Origin of the sequence: Epilithonimonas bovis DSM 19482 (genome assembly GCF_900108115.1) — a bacterium.
Taxonomy (GTDB): Bacteria; Bacteroidota; Bacteroidia; order Flavobacteriales; family Weeksellaceae; genus Epilithonimonas; species Epilithonimonas bovis.
In genome coordinates, this window is record NZ_FTPU01000023.1 from 11,130 (window position 1) to 36,727 (window position 25,598).

A 25,598-nucleotide genomic window follows, 5' to 3' on the forward strand; every position below is an offset into this window, starting at 1 on the left:
TTATTTTATTTCTTCATCGAGTACTTCCGGTAAATAAAATTCATATTTTACAAGAAACTCGTTTAATATATTTTTGAAAAGTTCTTTATTATCAACACCCATCTCTACTGGTTCATATATAGAATATTTGCCATGGCTCAAAAGATTGAGGGCACGTGCATATAATACTTCATCATTTATACCATGTATACACTTAGAAAAATCGTCAAACCCAAAAAAAGTTGCTGTCTTTTCCAAAGTACTCCTTAACATATTAAAATGATAAGTGCTGATTTTATTTGATTCTGCAACACGCTTCAACTCACTCAAAAGAGCTACATGGTGAAAAAATGGAGTGTCATCAGTTGCTCTCAACGTATGTCCTTCTGTTCCATTTTTGTGTAGAAAATATCGTTTATGATTATTCTTTTTCAATTCATTACACATCACATTAAAAAAAAGATTATGATGAGAAGACAGAATCATTTTAACTTTACCAACTCCTTTTTTCAATATCTTAACTAAATCACTTGCTACAGCAATTGTATTATTATCATCTAAAGAAGAAATGGGGTCATCAATATAAATATATTTAACCCAATTGTAAGCTTCGTCACCATCTATAGTCAATTCACAAATTACCAGGAAAATACACCAAATGAAAATATTTTCCTCTCCACGAGATATTTTAATATTATCCTGAATAATATATTCTGGTTCTTCTGTGTTTGTTTTATATTTTGGATTTTTAATGTTTTTACTGAATACTACTTGCCATTTTTCATAATCAATTTTAAAGTCAAATTCAGCATAGCGTTCTAGATACGCAAAGATTTTTTCTTCTAAAGCTAATTCTCTGAAACCATTAAAAAAATTTGATTTAGAGTTTATTTTAAGCGTTCGGTCTCTGTCATTATCTAAGTCATTATCCCAATAAAAAAGGTCCTCTGTAAAAGCATTAAAATAAAGTGTATCAGAATTTCCTAACTGTTTACCTTTATCCTTAAAAGCCATTGATATACGAGTTTTTCCCGTTCCATTATATGCATAAAGCAATACAAAATCTGAATTGTTTAAATCATCTCGCAGTCTGGTTACCAAACGTGGTAAAGTTTTGTATTTGTATATTTTCGGCTTATTACTCATAAGCTGCTAATCCAGATATTTCACGACCTTGTGCTTGTTTTTTTAAAATCGGAACCAAATCTTCCATTAATGAAAGCTCTTTTGTTTTTCTCTCCTTCCAACTCAGTTCCAAAGGTTCTAGAAGGTCGGTTAATTTCTCTCCATCAAAAATCATCCGATTCAATACTTGGCTAATAAAATCCTTTAATATTGTTACAGGTAAATTATGTTTATCAGCAATTGCTAACAATTCTTTGTTATTTTTTTCAATTTTAAAAATTTCATAACCTTTTTTTAGTGCTTGTTCGTCTTGCCCGCTATTCCAGTCTAAACTATTTATATACTCGGTCAAATCTTCTTGTTCTTCCATCATATTCGAACTTGACGTAAGTAAACTTATCACCTGTGATTTTGTCATTTTTTGTTTAGCCGGTTTCTTTTGCATATTATCAGCAATCAATGACATTATGTAATCATAGTCAATCAGTGTAGAAGCAAAAAGAACAAATTCAAAATCGAGTTGCTGTATATCATCGGGAGCATTACGACCTTCGTCTTGCTGTATTTTTTTGAACTGTTTAGCTGTTTCTATATACGAACTTTTGAAGGAACGCAAAGTATCTTCAGGCAAAATGGTTTCAATGATTTCTTTCTGCTCAATGTCTAAATCTGTATATTGGTCGAGCTGAGTTTTTAACCGTTGTACTTCTTTAAAATTTTTCACAAAGGCAATTTTAGCAGCATCACCTCTCAAATTATATACTTCTTGGGGTTCACAAACCAAATTGTTTTTCGCCATAAAATCACCTAATTGTGCAACTGCTTCTTTATATTTTTCAATCACCACAGGAGCTGGTTCAACTAACCAAATTTCTTTGGCTTCTTCGTCAGATTTTTCACCAGAAAACAATGTTATAGCAGCATTTACAGCATCTTGCTGATGACGAAAATCCAAAATATTCCCATAGGGTTTAGTGTCATTCAACACACGATTGGTTCGGGAAAATGCCTGTATCAATCCGTGAAATTTCAGATTCTTATCCACGTATAAAGTGTTAAGGTATTTTGAATCAAATCCTGTAAGTAACATATCTACCACAATGGTAATGTCAATCTTATTTTTGTGTGGATAATCTTTATTACTATACTTATGATCCTTTATGCGTTTTTGTACATTTTGATAATATGAATCAAATTCATTGATATTGTGATTAGTATTGTATTGCTTATTGTAATCGGCAATTATTTCTATTAAAGCTTTTTTCTTTTCTTCCGGGTTAATTTGATTGTCTAAACTTTCTTGTACTAAATCCTCTTGTAATTGTTTAATATCTTCTGCATTCTTCTGGCTTTGTTTGTCTCCATTTTTTGCAATGAGTTGTGCCGGCGGAGAAAATACACAGGCAATATTAAGCTGTTCATAATCCTCATTCTCTGCTTTCTTCTTTTGCTGTATTTCTTTGAAAAGGCGATAATATTCTATAGCGTTATTGATAGATGCAGTTGCAAGAACAGCATTAAAACGTCTACTATTGGTTGCTACATCGTGTTTTTCTATAATCGCCTCTGCCACGGCTTGTTGGGCTAAGGTTTCGCCAGGTTTAAGCTGTACGTTTCCTTTTCCTTTAAAATAATCGATATGAAAACGTAGTACATTTCTGTCATCAATAGCGTGAGTAATTGTATATGCGTGTAGTTGTTTTTCAAAAATATCATCGGTTGTTTTATTGAAAGCCTGTTCTCCTTCTCGAATGGTATAACTGGAATTATCAGGAAAAATAGGCGTTCCGGTAAATCCGAAGAGTTGTGCATTTGGAAAGAATTCTTTTATAGCTTTATGATTTTCCCCAAATTGCGAGCGGTGACATTCATCAAAAATGAAAACGATTCGCTTTTTACTTAATGACAGCAAACGTTCTTTGTAATTCTTACGATTACTTTCATCTAATGCCAAACCTAATTTCTGTATAGTGGTAACAATTACTTTATCCGCATAATCGGTAGAAAGCAATCTATTCACAAGAGTTTCGGTATTGGTATTTTCTTCAACACTTCCTTCTTGAAATTTATTAAATTCTTCTCTAGTTTGTCTGTCCAAATCTTTACGATCGACTACAAATAAACATTTTTCAATATCAGGATTGTCTTTCAATAATGTGGAAGCCTTGAAAGATGTCAATGTTTTTCCACTTCCTGTTGTATGCCAAATATACCCGTTTCCACGATTTTGCTGAATACAGTCAACAATGGCTTTTACTGCATAAATTTGATATGGACGCATAATTAGCATTTTCTGCTCACTCTCTACAAGAACCATATACTTGCTGATTAATTCTCCCAGTGTACATTTTGGAAGGAACTTTTCAGCAAAAGAATCTATATGGGTAATTTTTTTATTTTGTTCATCAGCATATTGATAGACAGGCAAAAATTGCTCATCAGCATTAAAACTAAAATGTTGATTTCTATTATTTGCAAAGTAATAGGTGTTTGTTTTATTACTTACGATGAATAATTGCACAAAACAAAGCAGAGAATTAGTGTATCCATTACCTGAATCATTTTTATAATCTACGATCTGTTGCATGGCTTTACGCGGCGAAATTTCCAATGTTTTCAATTCAACTTGAACAATAGGAATCCCATTGATGAGAATTATTACATCATATCGGTGATTACTGTTTTGCGTATTTATCCTCAACTGGTTGATGACCTCATATTCGTTTTTACACCAATCTTTGATATTTACCAAAGTGTAATGCAAAGGAGTTCCGTCTTCACGTTGAAAATAGTTTCTTGCACGTAGCAATTTGGAAGCATTGAAAACATCAGGATTTATAATATCACTTTTCAAACGTTCAAATTCACTATTCGACAATTTTACTCTGTTAAGAGTTTCAAATTTTTCCCTAAAATTTTTCTCTAAGGTATCTTTATCATGGATGTCTTTCCGATATGTATATTTAAGATCTTCTAATTTTTTTATAAAGAGATCTTCAATTTGTGCTTCTTTGGTCATCATATTTCTTAGCGAAAATTAGTTTTTACAATAGTTATCAAAGATACCAATATTTATGTATAAAAGAGTTTGGATATTCAATGATTTTTCTATCTGTGTTTGAATTAGCTCTTCTATTTTTTTGAATTCTTGGTGTTTTTTATCATTCTTGTTTTGGTTCTATCTTTCATAGAGACAAACTCTTTGATGACATAAATACATATTTAAATTACATTATCTACTTTCAAACCCTTCCTTAAACCTCAAAAAACTTTCAGAATCCTTCGGTTTTTTCTGTATCCATTTATTCATCAAGATTGTATTTTGTTTCAATTGCTCCAAGTCGGAGGTTGAATAAATACTTTTTCCTTCTTTTTCGATTTCGGTAAAGATTTCTTGACGAATTTCGCTCTTGGTTCTTACGCTTTCGGAATACCAGTTCATGGCAAGTTTTCCAATGGTAATTATGAAAATAATTGAAAGTATCAAAATACCAATGCTACCAAAAATTAAATATTTTGCACCCTTGGCTTTCTTTTCAAATTCATGGATTTGATTTAAGGAATCATCGGAAATTTTTACTTCAATAGTTTTCGGGATCTTTTCTATAAATTGATTTCTTGCTGCATTTTCTTTTTCTTGATTTTTATTTACATCTGAAATGATAGAGTTTAATCCTCGCATCGTAGATTCTGTTTCTCCTTTCAAAAACAATAAATCTTGGTAAAGAAATTCTGTTTTTATCCCTTGTTCAATGCTTCTTTCGTTGGTTTCAATTACTTTTTTTAATAGTTCTAAACCGTTGTCTTGATTGTTGTTATTTTCCATTGTATTTAAAATTTTCTTCGTTTTTTCTTTAATAATTCATCATCTGGTGTGGTGAAAGTTGGTTTCAATAAGTTCTCTGCGAATTTTCCAATTTCGCTTAAAAATGTTGTCGCATTATTTTCAAACGATTGCGAATCTGAATTTTGAGAAAACTCACTTTTTAAAGATTCCCGTTCATGATTGGCATCGAGTATATTTTTAATATCCACAATTTTCAGTTTCGTGGTGATTTCTGATAATTTATAACCTGGTTTGTATTGACGCTGTGTTTCATTATTAATATCTTCATTCCGAACAATTCGCATTCCCGATACGCCAACTTTTATATTTTCTGAAAGTGTAACTCTATAGTTTAGCTGGTGCATTTTCTGAATGAGTTCATCAAAATTTTCAGCGGTTTTCAGACAGAATTTCAAATCGTTTAGCATTTGCTTTTTCTTTTCAATACCAATTTCAACATCTGTTTTCAGATTCATTTCTTTGCAAACTTCACGAACTGCTTTTCCGAAATTATCGCCTATTTTATGGGCTTTTATGGTATTATTTCCTTGAATAGCAATTCTGTTGACCACAAAATGAATATGTTTTTGCTTCGTAGAAGAATGAATATCCAACCGAATTTGGTTTTGTTCCGTCACACCCACTTTTTTTAATGCTTTCAACGTTAATTTCACCAATTCTTCATTTGATAATTGATCTCCAATCGATTTTTCGGGAGAAATATATCCTGTGAAAGCCCATTTTTTGACATTAGAATTTCTGTCAGCGATTGTTTTCATCTCTAGAAATTGTTTTTCAGGATTATCATTCAGTAGATTTTGACTGAAAACCATTTCCGCTTTTCCTTTGTCGTTTCCGTTATATTCCAAAGCGATTTTTGAGATTCTTCTTGTGGTTGCAGAATTATTCATTTTGAAGATTTTTTTGATAGAGATAGTTTTTAATTAAACTCAAAACCAATTCTATTTCGGTCAAGATTTCTTTTTTATTTTCAAAAGCAGTCCATTCTGCATTTCTCAAAAGATTTCGGATTTTGATAAAATTGTCACCATATTTCAACAGAATTTCATCCGTCCCAAATTCATTTATTTTCAATTCTTTTTCTGTGAATATCAACCGTAAATATTTTGAAAAAGTGAGCTTAAATTTTCCCGATTCTTTTCTGATTTCCTCAAATTCTTTCTCTGTAAATCGTACAGAAATAACTTTAGAAAACTGCTGGGAAGTTTTCTTTTTCAATCCGCCTTTTCTTCCCAATTCTTGGAAGTATTTTCGCTTTTTTTGAACTGCATTTTTTTGTTCTTCCTCTTTAGAAATTTGCTGAACAAACGTTTTTAAAAAATCATTCTCCATTTGTTTTTTGTCTTTAATTGTTGGTTTTAAAATCTGTTTTTGACGATAGGAAAAAACCAAAAAGCCGAAAGGTTTCAATCAGCGGATACGCTTATTGTAAACTTTGGGTACTTTTTGCACTATCTATCTGCCGAATTTTGCACGTCGATGTTCTTTAATTTCATTATTCATTAAAAACTCATTCAAATCTCTGTGATTTTTGAATAAAATTCTTTCGTCTGAAATGTTTTCGTGAAGATTCATTAATTGTTCTGTTGCCAAATTTCCTGCTTCATCATTATCAAAATAGAGTTCAATTTTTTGATAGTTTTCGAGTTCGTTTTTGGCTTTGAAAAGCATAGAAACGGAATTTAAAATCATATAATCTGAAGGTTCTTTTTCGAGTGATTTTTCTAATTTTTTGAATGATAAGTAATCGGTGAATCCTTCAAAAATTTTCAATGTTTTACTTTCATTTTTTACTGTGGAAATATCCTTTTTCCCAAGACACATTTTAATCAATGGATTTCTAATTTCGTATCCACCCGAATCATTTTGAAAAGCCAATCCAAAATATTTTCTTCCGCTGAGCTCGTAATGAATTTCCTTGAGTTCTGATTTTTGATTTTCCAGATTTCTGGATTTTAAATAATTCAAAAGTGAAAAATGTTCTACATTTTTAATTTCCAAAATCTCATAATTGGGTTTTAATTCTTTATCAAAATTTTGTTCATTTTTCTTATTTTGATTCTTTTCAAAACTTGAAAATTTAAATTGCTTTAGATACTCCAATGCTTCGGAAACACTGCATTTTTTGATTTCTTGGACCAAAGAAACATTGTCGTATTGCTTGCCAGTTCCAAAATCGAAGGCGGTGTTTTTTCCAAAATTGACAATTACACTTGGTGTCCGTTCTTTTCGATCAAAAGCGAAATAAAATGCTGATTTCAAATTTTCTTTGCTTGGTAAAAGAGAAAAACTATCCAGAATCTCTCTGATATTAATATTTTCGTTTGCTGTTTTACAGTTCATTTTTTTAATGCTTTAAAGTTTTGTAAGTTTTTACTGAATCTTCTTACCTTTTTACCAAAGTCTTTGTTAGAAGCCATTTTCGTCGATTTTTAATTATTACCTTTCTCTACCTATTTACCTTTTCTTTTTTTTCATTTATTGGTAACTTAGGTAAGAAGTAATTATCATGTTACCTTAGTAGAAAAACCTTTATTGATAGTAGTCTTCAAAGATTTTAGGTAAGCTAGTAACTTAGGTAAGTTGATTCTCTAATTTTCGTTTTTTGATTCCTCAATTTTTCGTTTGATTAAATAACCATAGACTTGTCTTTTGGAATGTTTAATTCGTTCGTAATTCAAAATCGTTAATGCTTTTCCGATTTTTATAATGTTCAACCGAACTCCTAAAGCATTATTCATCGCCAACATAATATCTGTAGCGGTTAGGAAATCATTTTTTTTCTCCGCTTTTTCAAAATGGGTGAGAATAATTTCCTGTTCCAAACTGACTTGCTTGTATTTTTCATTCCGCTTTTCATTTTCCAAAATATCTTCAGCTGTGAGTTCCGGATTGTAATTTTTCCTTTCAAAAGCATTGAAATATGCCTGAGCCCAAACTTGATTGATATTGATTTCCTTTGTATAATTGAAATTGATTTCCAACACTTCAAATATTTGCCAACGCACGCTTCCTGTTTCATCCGTCAGAAAATCAGAACGGTTGGTTGAACCACAAAATGAAGCGGTTCTGTGCATTAATGAAGATTTTCTATCATAAGGCAATCTTGCATTAATCGTATTTTTTGAAATGAAAGATTTCAGCGTATTCACATCAATTTTTGACATGACGGATAGTTCATCTATATTAATTATTAGTGATTTACAAAGCGAAATCAATCCGTCTTTATCAATTCCAATATCTTCGGTGTAGTATTTTTCTAATTCAGCAGGAATCAGGAATCTCAAAAAGCTGGTTTTTCCAGAATTTTGTTTGGTATTGAACAACACCAAGCATTGTTTGTTGACGTAACCTTTCTTCAATGAACACAAAACCGCCCTTGTTAACCATTTTTCAAAGTGTTTGTAGAAAGATGGATTGTCGGTTGTGTTAATGTAATTTGCTAATTTTTGAATATGATATTCACCGTTCCATTTTGGGAGATTTTCAAAGTAATTTTGAATAGGATTGTATTTCTCTATCCAATGACTTTTCAGTAAAATTTCCAACTTATTTATAGTGACGTTAATTCCCGATTGAATCAATTCAATAAACAAGGAATTAATATTCAATTCTTCCCAATCTTCATCTTCGGTTCGGATTTCAAATTCCAAAGCAATTTCGTTGTATCGGACTTGATATTTGTGATTCAGATATTTAATCACTTTATCAAATACCGTAACAGAACCTGAATCGGTTTGATACCGTTTTTGTGGCGAATGCATCAGAATTATTTTAGATTCTTGTAATTCGCTTTTGCTTCAGCTTCTATCTCTTGAAGGGTCTTCTTTCTACCTTTAGAAATCCAATCTAAAAGTTCGTCTTCAAAAAAATAGAGTTTCTTTCCGCTTTTGTAACAAGGGATTTTCCGCTCCCGAACAAGCGTATAAATAGTCGGTTTTGCTTTTCCAATTATTTTACAAGCTTCGGAAATGTCAATAGGAATTTTCTTTGTAGAAATTGTGGGAACTTGTTTTTGCTCTACAATTGATTTGATTTCGGCAATTTCATTTGCCAAATGTGCGACTGCTTTTGGCAGGTTTTCAAAGTTGATTTCGTTTGCATCCATATGTATCGTTTATGATTGTTATGGTGCAATGATAATTTATGTTCTGTGTATGTTTTTTGTATGATAAAGAATGTTTAAATCATACTGATATCATAGGAGGTTTACTACTCAATATTAATTGTATTTTCCTTTATTGAAGCAGGTTATCTTCAATTTTTATTAATCCTTCATTTTTTCTTGAAGTAAGTTGTTTTTCTATTGTTGGCAGCACCGTATCATTAAAAGTATAGGGGAATACTGTCTTTAAAAACTTCGCAACATCTTTTCTTTCATTTTTTCCCTTGTAATGATTCCAGACATTCCATCCGAAATGCTTTAAATCAATAGTACCAAGAACTTCTACCTTAATTGGATTTACATTCTCAATTTTACCATCCTTAAGGAAATTTACAAGATACGTGCAAAATCTAAGAATTTCTTCATCAGAAGCGTACGGTGCAAATTTTTGTTTTGTGTATTGGACAATAAAATCTAACTTTCCCTGAAGGATCTTTTCGTTGTCAGATTTCGCTTGAATTCTTATTTTTTCAATATCAGAAAGTTCAACTGGCTTTTCAGCTTCCAATAATGTATTTGAAATTTCATTTTCAACTTCAGAAGTTAGTTTTTCTTCTTCAATAATAGTTGGGAGATTTTGTAAAGGTTCTTCATTCAATTCTAATTTCTCAAAATTATCTATACTAACATCATTTGGAACAGCTTCTTGTTTTTCAACATTATTCTTATTATAAAATTTCTTTTTTATTTGTTTGAATATTTCTATAAGAGAAATCCCAAAAGTAACAAAAGCCAAATACAATAAAATGAATACAAAATTGATAACCCAAAAAATACTATTTGCAGTAAATTCATCAGCTCCTTTTTCAAGCACTATTAACCTTACTCCTAAACCTGTAATTACTCCACCAATAATAATAGCAAGATTTTGAATTAAAATATCTCGATAATTCTGTTTCATTTTTAATTCTTTAAAGATTTCAATTGTATTGCTTCTGCTGCTTTGTTTTTCTTTTCATCTATCACTTTTGCATAAACTTGTGTCGTTTTTACATTCGTGTGACCAAGCATTTTACTTACGGTATAAATGTCCGTTCCATTGGATAATTGAAGCGTTGCAAATGTGTGACGAAAACAATGGAATGTAATATTTTTATTGATTCCTGCTTTTGCTACCCAATTTTTCAATGGACGATTAATCCACGATGGATTCGTTAGATTCTCAAAAACCAAATCTTTGGGAGATTTTGGTTCTCCACAAATCTCTAAAGCTTGCTGAGAAATCGGCATATATTCCACTCCTTTTGTCTTTTTCTGAGTAAAATTGATCCTTGGCTGATTACCTTCATAACTTATTTCATTCCACTTCAATTTCTGAATATCGGAATGACGTAAACCTGTCAATGCAGAAAAAAGAGCGGCACGTTTCAAAACATCATTTTCGCAAGGTGTTTCCACTAAAGAATTTAGTTCTTCGATAGTTAAATATTCTCTTCTTGTTTCCTGAGAAGGAATGCTTTTGATTTTTGCAGAAATATCTGTGGTAAAATAGCCATCAATAAAAGCTTGTTTTAATGCGGCTTTGAAAACAGAAAAATACGTGGAGGCTGTATTTTGCGAAAGTATTCCATCTTTGTTTCCTCCTCTTTTAGCGGTCAATAGAAACGATTTAAAATCCTCACAAAATTTAAAGTCAATTTGAGAAAACACTATCGTTTCTCCAGCAAAATCTTTCAAAAATTCGATTGATCTTTCCCAATTTATAATAATTGAAGTTGAACTGTTTTTATGTCGCTTCTTTACTACAGCTTCAAAATACTTGATAAAATTTTCCTGAGACTTTTCTTTCTGTTCCGCTTGAATAGTATCTAATTCACTATAAAGTTCAGCGTTGTCGTATTCTTTTTGCCGTAATTTCCTTATTGCATCGGCATACAACATCGTTTCAATATCATGATCACTCTTACAAATAATGATTCCATTATCATTTCTTTTTGGTTTGTAAGAAACAGAAGTTTCTGTAGTTCTTGCTACTCTTTTTTTATCAAAATCAACGGTTGTTACGCTTCTGTTGAGATATTCTCTAATTCGCTGAGGCGACTTCTTTCCGATAACCTGAACCGGATAACTTTCCAAGTAAATATACCATTCCTTTCTATCTTCTGCTTTTCGAAGGCGAACTGTGACCTTTGTTTTGGTTAATTCTTTCATCTGTTTGCGAATATTTTATCGATTTCATCTTTTGGAACGTAAACAAAACTGCCCACTTTTTTTGTCGGAATTTTGTTTCTCCTAATTACATTGTTTACAGTTCCAGGATCAGCATGAAATTTCTCACTGATTTCCGTAATCGTGTAGCAATTCCCAACTTCAAAATTAGGTTTTGATTTCTCTTCTTTTTTCGGTGGAAGTTCTACCGAAGTAAATAAAGCTTCCAAATCTGACCTTCTAATTCTAGTCAACCTTACACCTAAATTGACACTCGTTATCATTCCTCTTTTTATTAATCTATGCAAAGTATCTTTTGAAATTCCAAACATTATTGTTGCTTCAGCTACGGAAATAAATTCCCTTGTTTGAACTTCAGCAATTTTATTTGAGTATTTTTTAAGAAGAGTTTCCTTCTCTTTTTGTTTTTTTTCCAATTTTTTGCGTTCTTTTCCTGCTTTATTAGCACAAGAAACACTACAAAAACGAGTTGTAACTGTCTTTGCTTCAAATGATTTTGAGCAATGCTCACATACTCTCGGTATTTTTAATTTACTAAATCCCATTCTGAAATAACATCCTGAACATTGTCAGTTTTTTGAGTTCTGAAATAAAATAAGACGCATAAGACGCACATTACATCCAAATAACGCTCGGTACAAATATGATACAAAAATAGGATAAAAATCAATCAAAAACAAGCAAAATAAAAAATGATCAAAAAACAAAAACCGCTGCAAACATTACGTTTACAGCGGTTTAGTGATTATAAATAATTGATGTTAATCAATCATTACTTGACTTCTTCAAAGTCTGCATCCTGTACATCATCACCTCCTGCATTTCCAGCATTCTGAGCTCCTGCATCTGCACCTTGAGCACCTTGTCCTGCTGCATACATCTCTTCTGAAGCGGCAGTCCAAGCCGCATCCAAGGCTTCTGTCTTAGCTTTGATATCATCAGCATTTTTAGCTTCATAAGCTGCTTTAAGCGCATCATGAGCAGATTCAATCGCTGCTTTTTTATCAGCAGATAATTTATCACCAAACTCTTTTAATTGTTTCTCTGTTTGGAAGATCAATCCGTCTGCTTTGTTGAAGATTTCTACTTCTTCTTTTTTCTTAGCATCGGCTGCAGAGTTTTCCTGAGCTTCTTTTTTCATTCTTTCGATTTCTTCTTCAGAAAGACCAGATGAAGCCTGGATTTTGATAGACTGCTCTTTACCGGTTCCTTTATCTTTTGCAGAAACACTCAGGATACCATTGGCATCAATATCAAATGTTACTTCGATCTGAGGAACACCTCTTGGTGCTGGCGGAATATCTGTTAAATCAAATTTACCAATTTCTTTGTTATCATTGAACATCGGTCTCTCACCTTGCCCTACTCTGATACTTACAGCTGGCTGGTTGTCAGACGCTGTAGAGAACACTTCAGATTTTTTAGTAGGAATAGTCGTGTTCGCTTCAATTAATTTGGTGAAAACAGAACCCATCGTTTCAATACCCAATGAAAGTGGTGTAACGTCTAATAAAAGAACGTCTTTCACATCACCGGTTAAAACTCCCCCCTGAATTGCGGCACCAATAGCCACAACTTCGTCAGGATTTACGCCTTTTGACGGTTTTTTACCGAAGAATTTTTCAACCTGTTCTTGGATGATTGGAATTCTTGTAGAACCACCCACTAAAATTACCTCATCAATGTCAGAAGTTTGCAAACCTGCATCAGATAACGCTTTTTTACAAGGCTCCATTGAACGTCTTACCAAATCTTCGGAAAGTTGCTCAAATTTCGCTCTCGTCAACGTTTTTACCAAGTGTTTTGGACCGGTTGCAGTCGCTGTGATATAAGGAAGGTTGATTTCTGTTTGCGTAGTTGCAGAAAGTTCAATTTTTGCTTTTTCAGCCGCTTCTTTCAAACGCTGAAGCGCGATTGGATCCGCTTTCAAATCTACGCCTTCTTCATTTTTAAATTCGTCAACCAACCAGTTGATAATGACATCGTCAAAATCGTCACCTCCTAAATGTGTGTCACCATTTGTAGACAAAACTTCGAAAACACCGTCACCCAAATCAAGGATTGAGATGTCAAAAGTTCCACCACCTAAATCGTACACCGCAATTTTTTGGTCTTTATGTCCTTTATCCAAACCATAAGCCAATGCTGCAGCCGTTGGTTCGTTGATAATTCTTTCAACTTTCAAACCTGCGATTTCTCCGGCTTCTTTGGTGGCTTGTCTTTGGCTGTCGTTGAAGTAAGCTGGAACTGTAATTACCGCTCTTGTTACTTCCTGACCAAGATAATCTTCTGCCGTTTTTTTCATTTTTTGCAAAATCATTGCAGATATTTCTTGCGGCGTGTATTCTCTGTCGTCAATTTTTACTTTTACCGTATCGTTCGGTCCGGAAACTACTTTGTAGGCTACTCTTCCGATTTCAGAAGCATCGTCTTTAAAGTGCGTTCCAATAAATCTTTTGATAGAATATACCGTATTTTGAGGATTGGTTATCGCCTGTCTTTTTGCAGGATCTCCTACCAATCTTTCTCCGTCTTTCGTGAATGCCACAACAGATGGCGTTGTTCTTTTTCCTTCTGCGTTAGGGATAACAACCGGGTCTTTACCCTCCATTACGGCAACACAAGAGTTGGTTGTTCCTAAGTCGATTCCAATAATTTTACTCATATTATATATTATTTTTTTGTTATTAATAATTGTTATATCCACCTATTTTCAATATCTGTACCACTACAAAAACTGTGACAAATTGTCATTTATAAATATTAAAAAATAGTTGATAATTCAGAAACATAAGACAGATTGGGAACTTTGTAGTTTGCGCACCACAAATTATTCCAATGGATTTTACTAATTTTGAGATTATTAAAAACCCTATAATGGCACAAGAATTTAATCCGCGCGACATCACTTGGTTAGGCTTCAACGCTAGAGTTTTGCAGGAAGCTATGGACAAAAGCGTTCCTATACATCTCAGAATCAGATTTCTTGGGATTTTTTCTAATAATCTGGACGAGTTTTTCCGAGTAAGAGTGGCAGGATTGAAACGTGCAATGGACTTCAAACAAAAAGTTTTGGCAGAGTCTTTTTATGATGCACCTTCCAAAATTTTGCAGAAAATCAATAAGCTTGTCATCCATCAACAAGAAGATTTTGACAAAACTTGGAAAGATGTTCAACGCGAAATGGCGAAGGAAAAGGTTTTTATCAAAGACCACAAACATCTTACCGAGGAACAAAAAGAATTCGTTGTAAAATATTTTGATGAAGAAGTAGAATCCAACGTGATTCCGATTTTGCTTCACGACAACAAACCTTTGCCTTATATTCGTGAAAAAAGCCTTTTCATTGGCATTGCAATGCGCAGAAAAGAATGGCAGTACGAAAGTCAATATGCTTTTATCGAAGTTCCTGTAACTGCAAACGGAAGATTTGTTTTGTTGCCCACGGAAGATAAAGAGCAGAAAGATGTGATGCTTTTGGAAGATGTCATCATTTATAATCTACCGCATATTTTCTCTTATTTTGGCTATGATGATTTTACGGCGCATTGTTTTAAAGTAACAAAAGATGCTGAGTTTGACCTTGACAATGATATCAAAACCACGCTGGCAGATAAAATTGAAAAAGGGATAAAAAGCCGTAGGAAAGGCAAACCAACGCGTTTTGTCTTCGATAAAGAGATTGATAAAGCACTGTTGGAATTTCTCATCAAAAAATTAAATCTCACCAAAAAGGACAGTATTATCCCTGGCCAAAAGATTCACAACTTCCGGCACTTTATGGATTTTCCTGACGTTTTCAAAACCTATCAAAAACCGGTAGAACGCACTTCCTTTATCCATCCGGAATTCGCGAATAAACAAAGAGTGACCGATGTAATTATTAAAAAGGATGTTTTGCTGACTTTCCCATACCATTCCTACGACTCTGTGATAGATCTCCTGAGAGAATCTGCGATGGATCCGGACGTAAAATCGATACAGATTACCGCTTATCGCCTGGCTTCCAGCTCCAAAATTGTGAATGCATTAATCAATGCGGTACGCAACGGGAAAGATGTTACCGTGATGCTGGAGCTGCGCGCCAGATTTGACGAAGAAAACAATCTGCAATGGAAAGATAAACTGGAGCTGGAAGGCGTGAAAGTTCTGCTGGGCATTCCTAATAAAAAGGTACACGCCAAATTATGCGTTATCAAGAAAAGAGTTAATAACAAAACCATTCAGTTTGGCTTTGTAAGCACCGGAAATTTTAATGAGAAAACTGCCAAAATCTATGGTGACCATTTACTCATGACATCCAACCGGGCAATAATGGCAGACATTAACAAAGTCTTCAATGCCCTTAACAAACCGAAGGCGGATCCGCTTCCCGTCCTTAAAAGCTGCAAAAACCTGATGGTATGCCCACAGTTTATGCGGGAAAAAATAATTTCACATATTGATAAAGAGATTGAAGAAGCTAAGGCTGGCAGAAGAGCTGAAATGATCATCAAGGTTAATTCTCTAAGTGATAAAACACTGATTCTTAAACTTTACGAAGCTGCCGAAGCAGGAGTTGATACAAAAATGATTGTCCGTGGTATCTATTGTGCGATTAATCAAAAAGAATTTAAGAAAAAAATATATGCCATCAGCATTGTGGATGAATATCTGGAGCACGCAAGAGTTATGTATTTTTACAACCGTGGCGCTGAGAACATGTATATCTCATCTGCCGACTGGATGACCAGAAACCTCGACTATCGGATAGAAGCTGCTGTGCCCATATTACAAAAAAACCTTAAAAAAGAACTCAAGGAGATCTTGGAAATTCAGCTCCGTGATAATGTAAAAGCCAGGATTCTGGACAAAAATATGCGAAACGAGTATGTCCAAAACAATACAAAAGAAAAAATCCGCTCCCAGATAGAAACCTATCATTACCTCAAAAATCAGAAATATTAATTTTTTTTATATAATTTTATCATTTAATTTCTCATTAAGCCAATGATAATCGCCGCTATAGATATAGGAAGTAATGCCGCAAGATTGCTCATCAACGAAGTAAAACCGGGCAAAGAAAAGCCCGAATTTACAAAACTGAATTTACTCAGAATCCCTTTGAGACTTGGCATCGATGTTTTTAGCAAAGGCGAAATTGGCGCCGAAAGAAAAGAAATGGTCATCAGTTCTATGAAGATTTTCCGCCAGCTGATGGAAGTTTACAAAGTAGAACATTACAGAGCTTGCGCTACCAGCGCCATGCGGGATGCCAAAAACGGACAGGAAATTATTGATATTGTAAAAGATCAGGCTGATATCGATATAGAGATCATAACCGGTGACGAAGAAGCCACCTTAATCTACGAAAATCACGTAGCAGAAGGCCTGGACAAAGATTTCGCCTATCTTTATGTAGATGTTGGCGGCGGGTCTACCGAGCTTACATTTTACGAAAACAACAAGATGAAGTATGAGCATTCCTTCAATATTGGGACAATCCGCTTGATGAACGGCCTTGTTCCGGAGACGTCCTGGGAAGAGATGAAAAATGAAATCAAGGATAAGATAAAAAGCAAAAAACCGATTGTAGCGATTGGTTCCGGTGGCAATATCAACAAGATATTTTCGCTTAGCAAGACCAAAGACGGCAAACCAATGCCGGTTTCTGTCATCAAAAAATACCTGAAAGAGATGCAGCTGCTCTCGGTAGAAGAAAGGATGCAGCTCTACCAGATGCGCGAAGACCGGGCCGACGTCCTAGTTCCGGCTTTGCAAATCTTCAACAACGTCATGACCTGGGCCGAGATCAAACACATCTATGTCCCAAAAATCTCTGTGGCAGACGGATTGGTAAAAAGCATCTATTACAACCTCAAAAAGAAAAAAGTTTAATTTCCTTCATCTCCATCCTAATATCTGATTGGGGCAATCCCTCGCCACCACCTCAGCAACTTCTCGGGTCGGGCTGTCCGTTATATCTTTTCCTTTTGCCCAACCCATTTCCTTAGCCAAAAAAGCAAAAGGATGCCACTCCCATCCCTATTGCGGAATACAACTATTTTAGCGGGACAGGCATATCAATACCAATCATAATTACCCTACATCAATGTCAATCAAAATCTTAAATCCTAATTTTGTACTATAAAAATGAGACTATTATGGAATTAGGAATAGGGATGTTCGGAGATGTTTCTCTAGACACCAAAACCGGAAAATATAGAGACGCTAGCGTAAAACTAAACGAAATACTGGAGCAGGTAAAACTGATGGATCAGGTTGGCCTGGATGTTTTTGCAATGGGCGAACATCACCGCGCAGATTATGCCGTATCTTCTCCCGAGATACTTTTGGCCGCCGCTGCCAGCATTACCAAAAATATAAAGTTGGCAAGTGGCGTAACCGTACTCAGCTCATCAGAACCTGTAAAAGTGTATGAAGATTTTGCTACCATTGATTTGATTTCCAAAGGTCGGGCAGAGATTTTCGTTGGACGAGGAAGCTTCATAGAATCTTTTCCTTTGTATGGTTATGACCTGTCAGATTACAATCAGCTTTTTGAAGAGAAACTGGATCTGTTACTGAAAATCAACAATGAAGAAAATGTAAGCTGGAGCGGAATCCTTCGTCGCCCTATGGAAAACCAGACGGTTTATCCGAGAGCTTATAATGACGGTAAACTGCCAATCTGGATAGCTGTTGGCGGCACTCCCGAATCTGTCCTGAGAGCAGCCAAACTCGGATTACCTTTGATTGTCGCAATTATCGGCGGAATGCCAAAACAGTTCAAAAACCTCATCGAGTTTTACAAGCAGGAATTTCTGAGAGCAGGGCACGACGAAAGCCAGATGCAAATCGCTGTCCATTCTCACACCTTTGTAAGTGATGATGAGAAGGTGATTGACGATTATTTTTACAATTACAAATCACAGATGGACAGGATAGGTACGAGCCGTGGATGGGCACCATATACCAAAGAGCAATATGACGGCGGACGAAGCAAAGAAGGCGCTTTATTTATCGGAAGTGCCAATGAAGTTGCTGACAAAATCAATGATGTGAAGGAATTTTTTGGTTTGACGAGATTTATCGGGCATATGGATGTGGGTGATCCTTCTCACGATGTGATGATGAAGTCCATCGAATTATTTGGAGAAAAAGTCGCTCCGCAAGTGAAATAGCATTTTTACTATAATAACCCTTTCAGAAATCGAAAATTCGACCAAGTCAATTTTAAATTCTGAAAAGGTTTTAATTAACGCAATTGATAGGCTTTTCCGTCATATACAAAAGCTTCTGTATTATCAGGAATATATTCCACTTTATAATCTTGGACACGCCGTGATGTCAGGTACGGTTTGATGACAAAATCCTTAATCTTTTCTTGATTCTTATTGCCTTTTAGCCAAAAAACGACTTGCCCTCTATTTTTTATACTTACAAATTTCTCTTTGTAAAAACTGTGAACCAACATTTCGTTTTTGTTGAAATTATAGATATTAAACGAAATTTTCACACCAAAAAACGCGAGCAGGCAAAAGCCAAACCTCAGTATATTTTTTGGATTGAGGATATCCTGAATTATAAATTTCAGAAAGTAGATGGCTAACAAAAGAATGCTTAATTCTAAAATATTGAGTGGAATATTTCTCGTCATCAATGATTCGGAGTCCGAAAACCAATGAATAATTTCTAAAATATACGCCACAAAACCATCGAAGATTAGATATAAAAAAGGAATATTACCAAATCCAAGGGCAATCAAAATAACGATCAGCAAAGATGAAACAATGATAATTTCTGATAACGGAATAATCAATAGGTTTGCAATAATCGAAATAAAAGAGAACTGATGAAAATAATAAATGGCTAATGGCAAAGTTGCGATCTGCGCTGCGAAAGTCATTGCCGTAATTTCGTAAAAGAATTTTTCTGCTTTATATTTCGGTTTCCTGAAAAGTTTCTTTATCGGGATTGTCAACCACCAAATTCCCAAAACTGCGACATAACTCAGTTGGAATCCGACATCAAATAGCTGTTGCGAATCAAACATCAAGATCAAAAATGCGGACAAAGCCAAAGAATGCAGCAAATCCGACTTCCGCTGGAGTAAAACCATTATATAATAACAAGTAATCATCAGGCAACTGCGCATTACAGAACTGCCATAATCGATGAAAATTGCAAAAAACCAAATCAAAAGAACACTTAAAATAATAGAAAATTTTCTGAATTGGACAGGAATAATCTGATTAAAAACCAGAAGTGTTATCCAGAAAATTATCACCATATGTGACCCGGAAATCGCCAAAAGATGAACCAATCCCGTCTGATTAAAATCTTTCACGGTTTCAGCATCCATCTCTGTTCGGTCTGCGAGAATAATGCCTTTCAAAAATTCCTGAATCTTCGGAGAAAGTGAAGAATGATTGATTTCACCGAGGATATCCAACCGCTTTTGCCTAATCTTATCACCAAATGTTACTGATTGCTTTTCCGCTTTCAGAAGATCGTTCGGAAGATAGGCCTGGAAATAAATAGACTGCCTTGCCAGATATTTTTTGTAATCGAACTGGAAATTATTTTTGATTTCTTCCGGCTGATGAATGTAGGCTTTGGCTTTATAATAATGGTTAAAATCAAGCAATTCCTGACTTTTCGGAATGCTGAGAACTGTTTTTACAGGAATATTTTCTTTTGATCTTAAATCCGGTACAGCAATAACCTCTACAACATACCGTCTGTTTTTCTCATTAGAATTCAATTTTTTATTCAACTGAAAAACAATGGTTTCTTTTTCTCTCAGGGATGGAAGTTTCGGTTGTTGAGAATTTTGAAAATGAACGAAAACTCCAATTGCAAAAAAGAAAAATCCCAGCAAATAATATTTAATAAGCTGGAAAAATCTATTTCTGATTAATAATGAAAAAAGAGAAGCTGCTGAAATTACTACAAATGAATAAACGGCCATCGGACTCATAACCAGGTACTCCTGAAAAAGAATTCCAAGAATGAAACAGAGCAACAATATTAATAGTGGTTGTTTTTGCATCCTTAAAAATTTCTCGCAGATTATACAGATATAGCAGATTAATTGCGGTTCAATCATCTGCATAATTCGCTAAATTTGCGAGAATATTATTTTAAATAATGACTACTTGATATTATGCCTAAAACTATTTTTTTGAGATACAGAAGCTACCACAAGCCTGTCGAACAGGGATTCTCCAAAGTATCTTCGGTTGAACTTGTAGCAGTACTCATTGAGGTAGCTTTGCAAATATTCCGGTTTGATGTCGTGGAAAACATCTAACAGCATACGTTTGGCATTGCTGATTGCAATATGCACCCAAGGTAACATTTTTCCAATCTCTTTCTTTGGAATTACTTTTGGGCGATGCTCTTTCACAACTTCTCCCAATCTGGTATATGAGGTGGAATCGTCCGAATCTATCGTTGCAGTTTCTTCCACATTTTCTTTTACCAACGGAGTTATCGTTTCTGATTTCAAGTCGTTTATCACTTTCATTTTCAGGTATCCTACTTGTCTGGATTTTCCTTTTTTCCTGGTTTTTTCTTCTACGGGACGGCTTTCCACCATCACCAGAACCTTGCTTTTCTTTTGGCTTCCACGTCCTCTTTTTAACGGTTTTTCTTTTTCCTCATCGGGAATTTCTGTCGAAAAAAAGCCCTCATCCAATTCGATTACATCAGACAACGTATAATTGGCATCCCGGTTGCCCATCGCAGCGCGTAATTTATGCAGCAATTCCCATATAGGATTGTAATATTTGTGTCCCAATTGCCGTTGCAGCTCAAGTGCCGAAAAACTTTTTTTGGTCGAGGTAAGCAGATGCATCGCAATAAACCAGTAGCGGAAAGGCAGCTGGCTGCCGTGCATCACTGTGTTACTGCGCAAACTTTGCCGGTATTTGCAGTTTTTACACTCATACTGCTCTTTGTCTTGCTTCCAGTAATGCTCCTTTCCGCCGCATTTGGGACATTCTACGCCTTGCTTGTCCCGAAATTCTTTCCATTTTGATTTGCAACTTGCCTCATCAGGATATTGCTCTACGAAATTGAGTAGGTTCATGATAACTATTTGATACTAAGTTACAAAATTTAGGTAATATATCGAGGATTCATATTTTAAATTATTCACAACTCTTTTAATAGAATTCAAAATATTATCAGAATTAAAATTAACCAAAATCCCTAATTTTTTATCAGACAATTTGAGATAGGTTGATAACTGCTTGTAATGAACATTCTCTAATTCTTTAACAGATTTGACTTCAACAATCACTTTATTTTCAACCAAAACATCAATCCTAAACTCACAACTGAAAGTGATACCATTATAAATTACAGGTACAGAAACTTCTGACTTAACTTCCAAACCTAAGTCCTCAAGTTCATAGATTAAAATTTTGTGATAAACAGATTCCAATAAACCAGGCCCTAAGCCATTATAGACATTGAAAATTGCCTTTCTTACAATGTAAGATATTTCGTTTCCGGTCATTTTTGATTCTCATTTGTGTTATTATTAATAAAATTAAAACTTATTTATTAAAACACAATGAGTTAGCAAGAAAAAGCGAGTTTTTTTTTTAACGTTTCAGAATGTCATCAATAATTTTCAGATGATGATTGGTATGAAGGCCTAAAAATTTGAGTGTCGTTTTCTTATCAAAATCACCAAGAAACGGATGTGTGATAAAGGCTTTTTCCGGCAAAACCTCAATACCTGATAATCGTTCTTTTGCCATAGTGATTAGCTTCCCAATGCTTTCTTTTATCGGCGTTTCCAGAGGAACAAACTGTGTTGGTGCTTTGATTTTCCCTCGCGGAATGACTCCAAAGTTGAGAAACACAAACTTCTTGATACTGAATTTCGGCTTATAATCGTTAGGATTGGTCATCGTCAAACCTTTCAGACTACTGTTGATAATCAATAGAGAATGCTCCAGATGCCAGCCAACGGAAGCCTTGGAAACTCGCAAATTCACTTGATCAATTTGCGGTATGAGAGATTCTATTTTTTGTAATAATTTTTCTAATTCCATTATTTCAGATTTACAATGATTTTCGCAGCATTTTCGCTTGCACCGTTTCCGCCTAATTTGGTTCTCAGGATTTCATAATCTGTCAGAACCTCATCTCTTTTTTTGGTATTGAGAATCTTGTCAAGTTCTTCAACCAGATTCTTAGTATTCAGATCATTTTGGATCAGTTCTGTTACTACTTCTTTGTCCATAATCAGGTTGACCAAGGAAATATATTTGATATTCCTGATCAATCGTTTCCCGATTTCGTAAGAGATTCGGCTTCCTTTGTAGCAGACCACTTCCGGGATATTGAGCAAAGCGGTTTCCAGAGTTGCCGTTCCCGAAGTTACCAGAGCCGCTTTGGAACATCTGAGCAGATCGTAAGTCCTGTTGGAAACGAAATGCACATCATCATCCACAAATTGTTCATAGAAATCTTTATCAAGGCTTGGCGCACCGGCAATTACAAATTGATAATCCGGGAAATGATCTCTGACTGATAACATTATTTGCAACATTTTTGATATTTCCTGTTTTCTGGATCCGGGCAAAAGCGCAATAATCTCTTTATCGTTAAGATGGTTTTCTTTTTTGAATGTTTGACTGTCAATCGGTGGCAATCCTTCGATCGCGTCCAGCAAAGGATGTCCTACAAAATGGGCTTCGACCTGATGTTTTTTATAAAAATCTTTCTCGAAAGGAAGGATCACCAACATCTCATCGACATATTTTTTAATCGTTTCCACACGGCCTTCTTTCCAGGCCCAAAGCTGAGGCGAAATATAATAAACAACTTTGATTCCCAATTCTTTAGCAAACTTGGCAATCCTTAGGTTAAATCCCGGGTAATCTACCAAAATCAAAACATCAGGTTTATATGCCTGAATGTCTTTTTTGCAAAATTTGATATTATTGAGAATGGTTTTCAGATTCTGAACAACTTCCAGAAATCCCATAAAAGCCAGATCACGGTAATGTTTGACCAGCGTCCCACCCTGTTTCTGCATGAGGTCACCACCCCAAAAACGAAATTCTGCATTTTGGTCTTTCTGTTTAATAGCTTTCATCAGGTTGGAAGCGTGCAGATCACCGGAAGCTTCACCTGCAATTATGTAGTATTTCATAGATGTTGATTTATTGGCTGGAAGATGGATGTCGGAAGGTGGAAGTTTTTTCGGTTTTTTGTCATTTCGTAGAAATCTCAACGGATTCAAAGTTAATGAATTTTCGGGCAATGCGTTTTTGAAAGTTTTGTATCTTTGAAAGTCTGATGAAAAAACAATTTGACATAGCTAAAGACGAATATGAAAGAGAAGACGATAGTGGAAGGCATCGGCTAATTTATGCATATTTTGGGGTTGCCATTTATTTTGGACAATGTTTAGAAGAAACATTATCAATTATGCTTTGGACAAGTAAAATATTCAATAAAAAAATCAAGACCAACAAAGAAATTAACAATATTATTGATGAGGTTTAGAACTCTAAAAAAACAATGGGCAATTTCATTAATGAGGTCAAGCAAAACTATAGTTTGAACAGTGAGATAGTTGACCAACTTAACAAGATCCTTTGCATAAGGAATTATTTGGCACATAAATACTTCAAACTACATATTGAAAAATTCTATTCTGAAATTGGGCAGATTGAAATGATTAAGTATTTCTGTGATTTCATAGACGACACCGAACTATTAGATGAACGATTGAAAGAATATTATACAAAATATACTGATAAACTCGGTCTAACAAAAGAAAAAATTGAACAACTGGTAGTTAAAATGAAAGAACAAGAACTTAGGCGGACAGCAGTAAATGAATAACATAATAGTATAGGTATTAATAAAATTGAGCAATAACTTCGTATTCAATTTTTATATATCTTTAACTACAATTTTAAAAATGAATAGAGAATATTTTCTAATAAATAATATTGATAAGATTGGTAAATTTTACGTTCATTATGGTAGTATATATGACCACCCAAATGATTCATTAAAAAGAGCCGTTTTTAAATTTTTAAAACGCAAAAATAATAATTATTATATTCCCGGATACAAAACCTATAATAATAAATTTCATCGGTGTCCAATCACTTCAAATTTTGTACAAATAAATTATATTGTGGAGTATAAAACAGTCGATGAAAAAATATTAGAAGCTGAATTAATAATTTTTTCCAAAGATTTTTCTGAACATAGAAAAATAAATGTTAAATTAAAGTCTAAAAATAGTTTTCGCCCAGTAGACATAATGGACATTAATAATATAGTTAATACAATCAATGAATATGCTTCTTATGAAAATAATATTTTTGATTTAGACGAAAGTTATTTTCAAAATAAATTTACAATAAAAAAATTAGAATTATATGATTTAGCGGAAATAATAAATTCCCTTAATTTTGAATGGAAATCCGAAAGGATTTATAGATTTAAGAGTGATGATTTAGTGTGTCAAGAGTATATAATTGATGATCTCCCTAAAAGTCAATATTTAATATCATTATTTATTCAGATTATTAAGGAGTCTAGAATTGTTGATAGAGTTGAACTACAATATGGGAAAATAAGAACTAAAATTTATTCAGAAGATTTTGGGCTGAAAATACCTGAACAGATTACAGAAATATTGAAACTTAAAATACTCGCCTTGTTTGACCCGATAACAGAGAAAAACGAAAGAATAAAAAAATGTCCCAAGATTTAGAAATAAAAAACAAAGTTGCAGAAAGCGGACTCATCAATTTCGATATTTCCGATCTGGTTCCGAAGGGAAAACGCTTGGGAATTGACATCAAAGATTTTCTTTGGGAAGGTATGATCCTGAAAGAAAAAGACTTCCGCGAAAAAATTAAAAATATTGATGTACAGATCTATCAGGACGCCTATGTTTACATCTATTGTTCTGCGGATGTCATCATCCCTCTCTGGGCGTATTTCCTCATTACAGCGCAAATTACAGATGTGGCAAAAAAAATAGTTTTTGGAAACCGCGAAGACCTGGAAGTTTTGCTGATGCATAACGCAATCCAAACATACGATTTTTCTGAAATGAGGGATAAACGTGTTCTGGTAAAGGGCTGCAGTGACGAACTGATCCCTAACAATGCCTATGTAGAACTGGTAGAGCAACTGAAACCGCTGGTAAAGTCTCTCATGTTTGGTGAGGCCTGCAGCAATGTTCCTATTTTTAAAAATTAGGTGTGAAGGATAATTTTTTGTAACTTCAATTTCTGCTTTTTTTCCAAAGCAGTTTTTTTTGTTTAATTAATTTCCAAG

Annotated in this window: 24 protein-coding genes; 7 read left to right on the forward strand and 17 right to left on the reverse strand. The window is 34.2% G+C overall.

The annotated features are described in order from the left end of the window. The 12 genes from B0B05_RS10445 to dnaK form a co-directional block, all read right to left on the reverse strand. Positions 1 to 1,125, reverse strand: coding sequence for an AAA family ATPase (locus B0B05_RS10445; RefSeq protein ID WP_076783595.1), 1,125 nt, complete (start codon positions 1,123 to 1,125; stop codon positions 1 to 3). After that, complete coding sequence (locus B0B05_RS10450; protein WP_245799298.1) at positions 1,118 to 4,126, reverse strand: type I restriction endonuclease subunit R; 3,009 nt, start codon at positions 4,124 to 4,126, stop codon at positions 1,118 to 1,120. Before B0B05_RS10450 ends, B0B05_RS10445 begins: the two co-directional genes overlap by 8 nt. Before the next feature lie 210 nt (positions 4,127 to 4,336). Then, the gene (locus B0B05_RS10455) at positions 4,337 to 4,930 is read right to left on the reverse strand and encodes a hypothetical protein (RefSeq protein ID WP_076783597.1); all 594 of its coding nucleotides are present in this window, start codon (positions 4,928 to 4,930) and stop codon (positions 4,337 to 4,339) included. A 5-nt stretch (positions 4,931 to 4,935) separates the two neighbouring features. Then, on the reverse strand, positions 4,936 to 5,841 hold the full coding sequence (locus B0B05_RS10460; RefSeq protein ID WP_076783598.1) for a relaxase/mobilization nuclease domain-containing protein: 906 nt from the start codon (positions 5,839 to 5,841) through the stop codon (positions 4,936 to 4,938). Continuing rightward, positions 5,834 to 6,283 (reverse strand): plasmid mobilization protein, encoded by a 450-nt coding sequence (locus B0B05_RS10465; protein ID WP_076783625.1) that lies wholly within the window; start codon positions 6,281 to 6,283, stop codon positions 5,834 to 5,836. The genes B0B05_RS10460 and B0B05_RS10465 overlap by 8 nt, the downstream gene beginning before the upstream one ends. Before the next feature lie 123 nt (positions 6,284 to 6,406). Further along, on the reverse strand, positions 6,407 to 7,294 hold the full coding sequence (locus B0B05_RS10470) for a toprim domain-containing protein (RefSeq protein ID WP_076783599.1): 888 nt from the start codon (positions 7,292 to 7,294) through the stop codon (positions 6,407 to 6,409). 248 nt (positions 7,295 to 7,542) lie between these two features. Further along, positions 7,543 to 8,715 (reverse strand): VapE domain-containing protein, encoded by a 1,173-nt coding sequence (locus tag B0B05_RS10475; RefSeq protein WP_076783600.1) that lies wholly within the window; start codon positions 8,713 to 8,715, stop codon positions 7,543 to 7,545. Positions 8,716 to 8,720: 5 nt separating this feature from the next. After that, a complete protein-coding gene (locus B0B05_RS10480) occupies positions 8,721 to 9,059 on the reverse strand; it encodes a helix-turn-helix domain-containing protein (RefSeq protein WP_076783601.1) in 339 nt (112 codons plus the stop codon). A 130-nt stretch (positions 9,060 to 9,189) separates the two neighbouring features. Next, positions 9,190 to 10,017, reverse strand: a complete 828-nt coding sequence (locus B0B05_RS10485) for a hypothetical protein (RefSeq protein ID WP_076783602.1) — start codon at positions 10,015 to 10,017, stop codon at positions 9,190 to 9,192. A gap of 2 nt (positions 10,018 to 10,019) precedes the next feature. Next, positions 10,020 to 11,267: a site-specific integrase gene (locus tag B0B05_RS10490; RefSeq protein WP_076783603.1), complete on the reverse strand. Its 1,248-nt coding sequence runs from the start codon at positions 11,265 to 11,267 to the stop codon at positions 10,020 to 10,022. Beyond that, the gene (locus tag B0B05_RS10495; RefSeq protein ID WP_076783604.1) at positions 11,264 to 11,830 is read right to left on the reverse strand and encodes a helix-turn-helix domain-containing protein; all 567 of its coding nucleotides are present in this window, start codon (positions 11,828 to 11,830) and stop codon (positions 11,264 to 11,266) included. The genes B0B05_RS10490 and B0B05_RS10495 overlap by 4 nt, the downstream gene beginning before the upstream one ends. 227 nt (positions 11,831 to 12,057) lie before the next feature. Continuing rightward, a complete protein-coding gene (gene dnaK / locus B0B05_RS10500) occupies positions 12,058 to 13,950 on the reverse strand; it encodes a molecular chaperone DnaK (protein WP_076783626.1) in 1,893 nt (630 codons plus the stop codon). Positions 13,951 to 14,162: 212 nt separating this feature from the next. Between dnaK and ppk1 the strand changes: the two genes are divergently transcribed. From ppk1 to B0B05_RS10515, 3 genes are all read left to right on the forward strand, one after another. Next, on the forward strand, positions 14,163 to 16,232 hold the full coding sequence (ppk1, locus tag B0B05_RS10505; protein WP_076783627.1) for a polyphosphate kinase 1: 2,070 nt from the start codon (positions 14,163 to 14,165) through the stop codon (positions 16,230 to 16,232). A 42-nt stretch (positions 16,233 to 16,274) separates the two neighbouring features. Next, complete coding sequence (locus B0B05_RS10510; protein ID WP_076783605.1) at positions 16,275 to 17,162, forward strand: Ppx/GppA phosphatase family protein; 888 nt, start codon at positions 16,275 to 16,277, stop codon at positions 17,160 to 17,162. A 266-nt stretch (positions 17,163 to 17,428) separates the two neighbouring features. Continuing rightward, entirely contained in the window at positions 17,429 to 18,448 is a 1,020-nt protein-coding gene (locus tag B0B05_RS10515) for an LLM class flavin-dependent oxidoreductase (protein ID WP_076783606.1), read from the forward strand. 74 nt (positions 18,449 to 18,522) lie between these two features. On the opposite strand, the gene B0B05_RS10520 is transcribed toward B0B05_RS10515, so the two are convergent. From B0B05_RS10520 to lpxB, 5 genes are all read right to left on the reverse strand, one after another. Further along, the gene (locus B0B05_RS10520; protein ID WP_076783628.1) at positions 18,523 to 20,319 is read right to left on the reverse strand and encodes a ComEC/Rec2 family competence protein; all 1,797 of its coding nucleotides are present in this window, start codon (positions 20,317 to 20,319) and stop codon (positions 18,523 to 18,525) included. A gap of 102 nt (positions 20,320 to 20,421) precedes the next feature. Continuing rightward, positions 20,422 to 21,360, reverse strand: coding sequence for an IS1595-like element ISCrsp1 family transposase (locus tag B0B05_RS10525; protein ID WP_076783607.1), 939 nt, complete (start codon positions 21,358 to 21,360; stop codon positions 20,422 to 20,424). Positions 21,361 to 21,375: 15 nt separating this feature from the next. Continuing rightward, the gene (locus B0B05_RS10530) at positions 21,376 to 21,792 is read right to left on the reverse strand and encodes a GxxExxY protein (RefSeq protein ID WP_076783608.1); all 417 of its coding nucleotides are present in this window, start codon (positions 21,790 to 21,792) and stop codon (positions 21,376 to 21,378) included. 88 nt (positions 21,793 to 21,880) lie between these two features. Further along, complete coding sequence (locus tag B0B05_RS10535; protein ID WP_076783609.1) at positions 21,881 to 22,336, reverse strand: hypothetical protein; 456 nt, start codon at positions 22,334 to 22,336, stop codon at positions 21,881 to 21,883. Further along, on the reverse strand, positions 22,336 to 23,442 hold the full coding sequence (gene lpxB / locus B0B05_RS10540; protein WP_076783629.1) for a lipid-A-disaccharide synthase: 1,107 nt from the start codon (positions 23,440 to 23,442) through the stop codon (positions 22,336 to 22,338). Before lpxB ends, B0B05_RS10535 begins: the two co-directional genes overlap by 1 nt. Before the next feature lie 146 nt (positions 23,443 to 23,588). On the opposite strand from lpxB, the gene B0B05_RS10545 reads away from it, so the two are divergent. The 4 genes from B0B05_RS10545 to B0B05_RS10560 all read left to right on the forward strand — a co-directional run bounded on the left by B0B05_RS10545 (position 23,589) and on the right by B0B05_RS10560 (position 25,520). Continuing rightward, on the forward strand, positions 23,589 to 23,798 hold the full coding sequence (locus tag B0B05_RS10545; protein WP_076783610.1) for a hypothetical protein: 210 nt from the start codon (positions 23,589 to 23,591) through the stop codon (positions 23,796 to 23,798). 15 nt (positions 23,799 to 23,813) lie between these two features. Continuing rightward, on the forward strand, positions 23,814 to 24,140 hold the full coding sequence (locus tag B0B05_RS10550; RefSeq protein WP_076783611.1) for a hypothetical protein: 327 nt from the start codon (positions 23,814 to 23,816) through the stop codon (positions 24,138 to 24,140). Between the two features lie 79 nt (positions 24,141 to 24,219). After that, a complete protein-coding gene (locus B0B05_RS10555; protein ID WP_076783612.1) occupies positions 24,220 to 25,026 on the forward strand; it encodes a hypothetical protein in 807 nt (268 codons plus the stop codon). After that, positions 25,011 to 25,520, forward strand: coding sequence for a DUF2480 family protein (locus B0B05_RS10560; RefSeq protein WP_076783613.1), 510 nt, complete (start codon positions 25,011 to 25,013; stop codon positions 25,518 to 25,520). Before B0B05_RS10555 ends, B0B05_RS10560 begins: the two co-directional genes overlap by 16 nt. The last annotated feature ends 78 nt before the right edge of the window (positions 25,521 to 25,598 follow it).

Excerpts from the sequence above, each read along its gene's own strand:
- ppk1 (WP_076783627.1), top strand. The coding sequence starts at position 14,163 with ATGGCACAAGAATTTAATCCGCGCGACATCACTTGGTTAGGCTTCAAC.
- B0B05_RS10515 (WP_076783606.1), top strand. The coding sequence starts at position 17,429 with ATGGAATTAGGAATAGGGATGTTCGGAGATGTTTCTCTAGACACCAAA.
- B0B05_RS10535 (WP_076783609.1), bottom strand. The coding sequence starts at position 22,336 with ATGGAATTAGAAAAATTATTACAAAAAATAGAATCTCTCATACCGCAA.
- B0B05_RS10525 (WP_076783607.1), bottom strand. The coding sequence starts at position 21,360 with ATGAACCTACTCAATTTCGTAGAGCAATATCCTGATGAGGCAAGTTGC.
- B0B05_RS10475 (WP_076783600.1), bottom strand. The coding sequence starts at position 8,715 with ATGCATTCGCCACAAAAACGGTATCAAACCGATTCAGGTTCTGTTACG.
- B0B05_RS10495 (WP_076783604.1), bottom strand. The coding sequence starts at position 11,830 with ATGGGATTTAGTAAATTAAAAATACCGAGAGTATGTGAGCATTGCTCA.
- B0B05_RS10450 (WP_245799298.1), bottom strand. The coding sequence starts at position 4,126 with ATGATGACCAAAGAAGCACAAATTGAAGATCTCTTTATAAAAAAATTA.
- B0B05_RS10560 (WP_076783613.1), top strand. The coding sequence starts at position 25,011 with ATGTCCCAAGATTTAGAAATAAAAAACAAAGTTGCAGAAAGCGGACTC.
- B0B05_RS10460 (WP_076783598.1), bottom strand. The coding sequence starts at position 5,841 with ATGAATAATTCTGCAACCACAAGAAGAATCTCAAAAATCGCTTTGGAA.
- B0B05_RS10545 (WP_076783610.1), top strand. The coding sequence starts at position 23,589 with ATGAAAAAACAATTTGACATAGCTAAAGACGAATATGAAAGAGAAGAC.
- B0B05_RS10455 (WP_076783597.1), bottom strand. The coding sequence starts at position 4,930 with ATGGAAAATAACAACAATCAAGACAACGGTTTAGAACTATTAAAAAAA.
- B0B05_RS10520 (WP_076783628.1), bottom strand. The coding sequence starts at position 20,319 with ATGCAAAAACAACCACTATTAATATTGTTGCTCTGTTTCATTCTTGGA.
- lpxB (WP_076783629.1), bottom strand. The coding sequence starts at position 23,442 with ATGAAATACTACATAATTGCAGGTGAAGCTTCCGGTGATCTGCACGCT.
- B0B05_RS10485 (WP_076783602.1), bottom strand. The coding sequence starts at position 10,017 with ATGAAACAGAATTATCGAGATATTTTAATTCAAAATCTTGCTATTATT.
- dnaK (WP_076783626.1), bottom strand. The coding sequence starts at position 13,950 with ATGAGTAAAATTATTGGAATCGACTTAGGAACAACCAACTCTTGTGTT.
- B0B05_RS10465 (WP_076783625.1), bottom strand. The coding sequence starts at position 6,283 with ATGGAGAATGATTTTTTAAAAACGTTTGTTCAGCAAATTTCTAAAGAG.
- B0B05_RS10470 (WP_076783599.1), bottom strand. The coding sequence starts at position 7,294 with ATGAACTGTAAAACAGCAAACGAAAATATTAATATCAGAGAGATTCTG.
- B0B05_RS10445 (WP_076783595.1), bottom strand. The coding sequence starts at position 1,125 with ATGAGTAATAAGCCGAAAATATACAAATACAAAACTTTACCACGTTTG.
- B0B05_RS10550 (WP_076783611.1), top strand. The coding sequence starts at position 23,814 with ATGGGCAATTTCATTAATGAGGTCAAGCAAAACTATAGTTTGAACAGT.
- B0B05_RS10530 (WP_076783608.1), bottom strand. The coding sequence starts at position 21,792 with ATGACCGGAAACGAAATATCTTACATTGTAAGAAAGGCAATTTTCAAT.
- B0B05_RS10510 (WP_076783605.1), top strand. The coding sequence starts at position 16,275 with ATGATAATCGCCGCTATAGATATAGGAAGTAATGCCGCAAGATTGCTC.
- B0B05_RS10490 (WP_076783603.1), bottom strand. The coding sequence starts at position 11,267 with ATGAAAGAATTAACCAAAACAAAGGTCACAGTTCGCCTTCGAAAAGCA.
- B0B05_RS10555 (WP_076783612.1), top strand. The coding sequence starts at position 24,220 with ATGAATAGAGAATATTTTCTAATAAATAATATTGATAAGATTGGTAAA.
- B0B05_RS10480 (WP_076783601.1), bottom strand. The coding sequence starts at position 9,059 with ATGGATGCAAACGAAATCAACTTTGAAAACCTGCCAAAAGCAGTCGCA.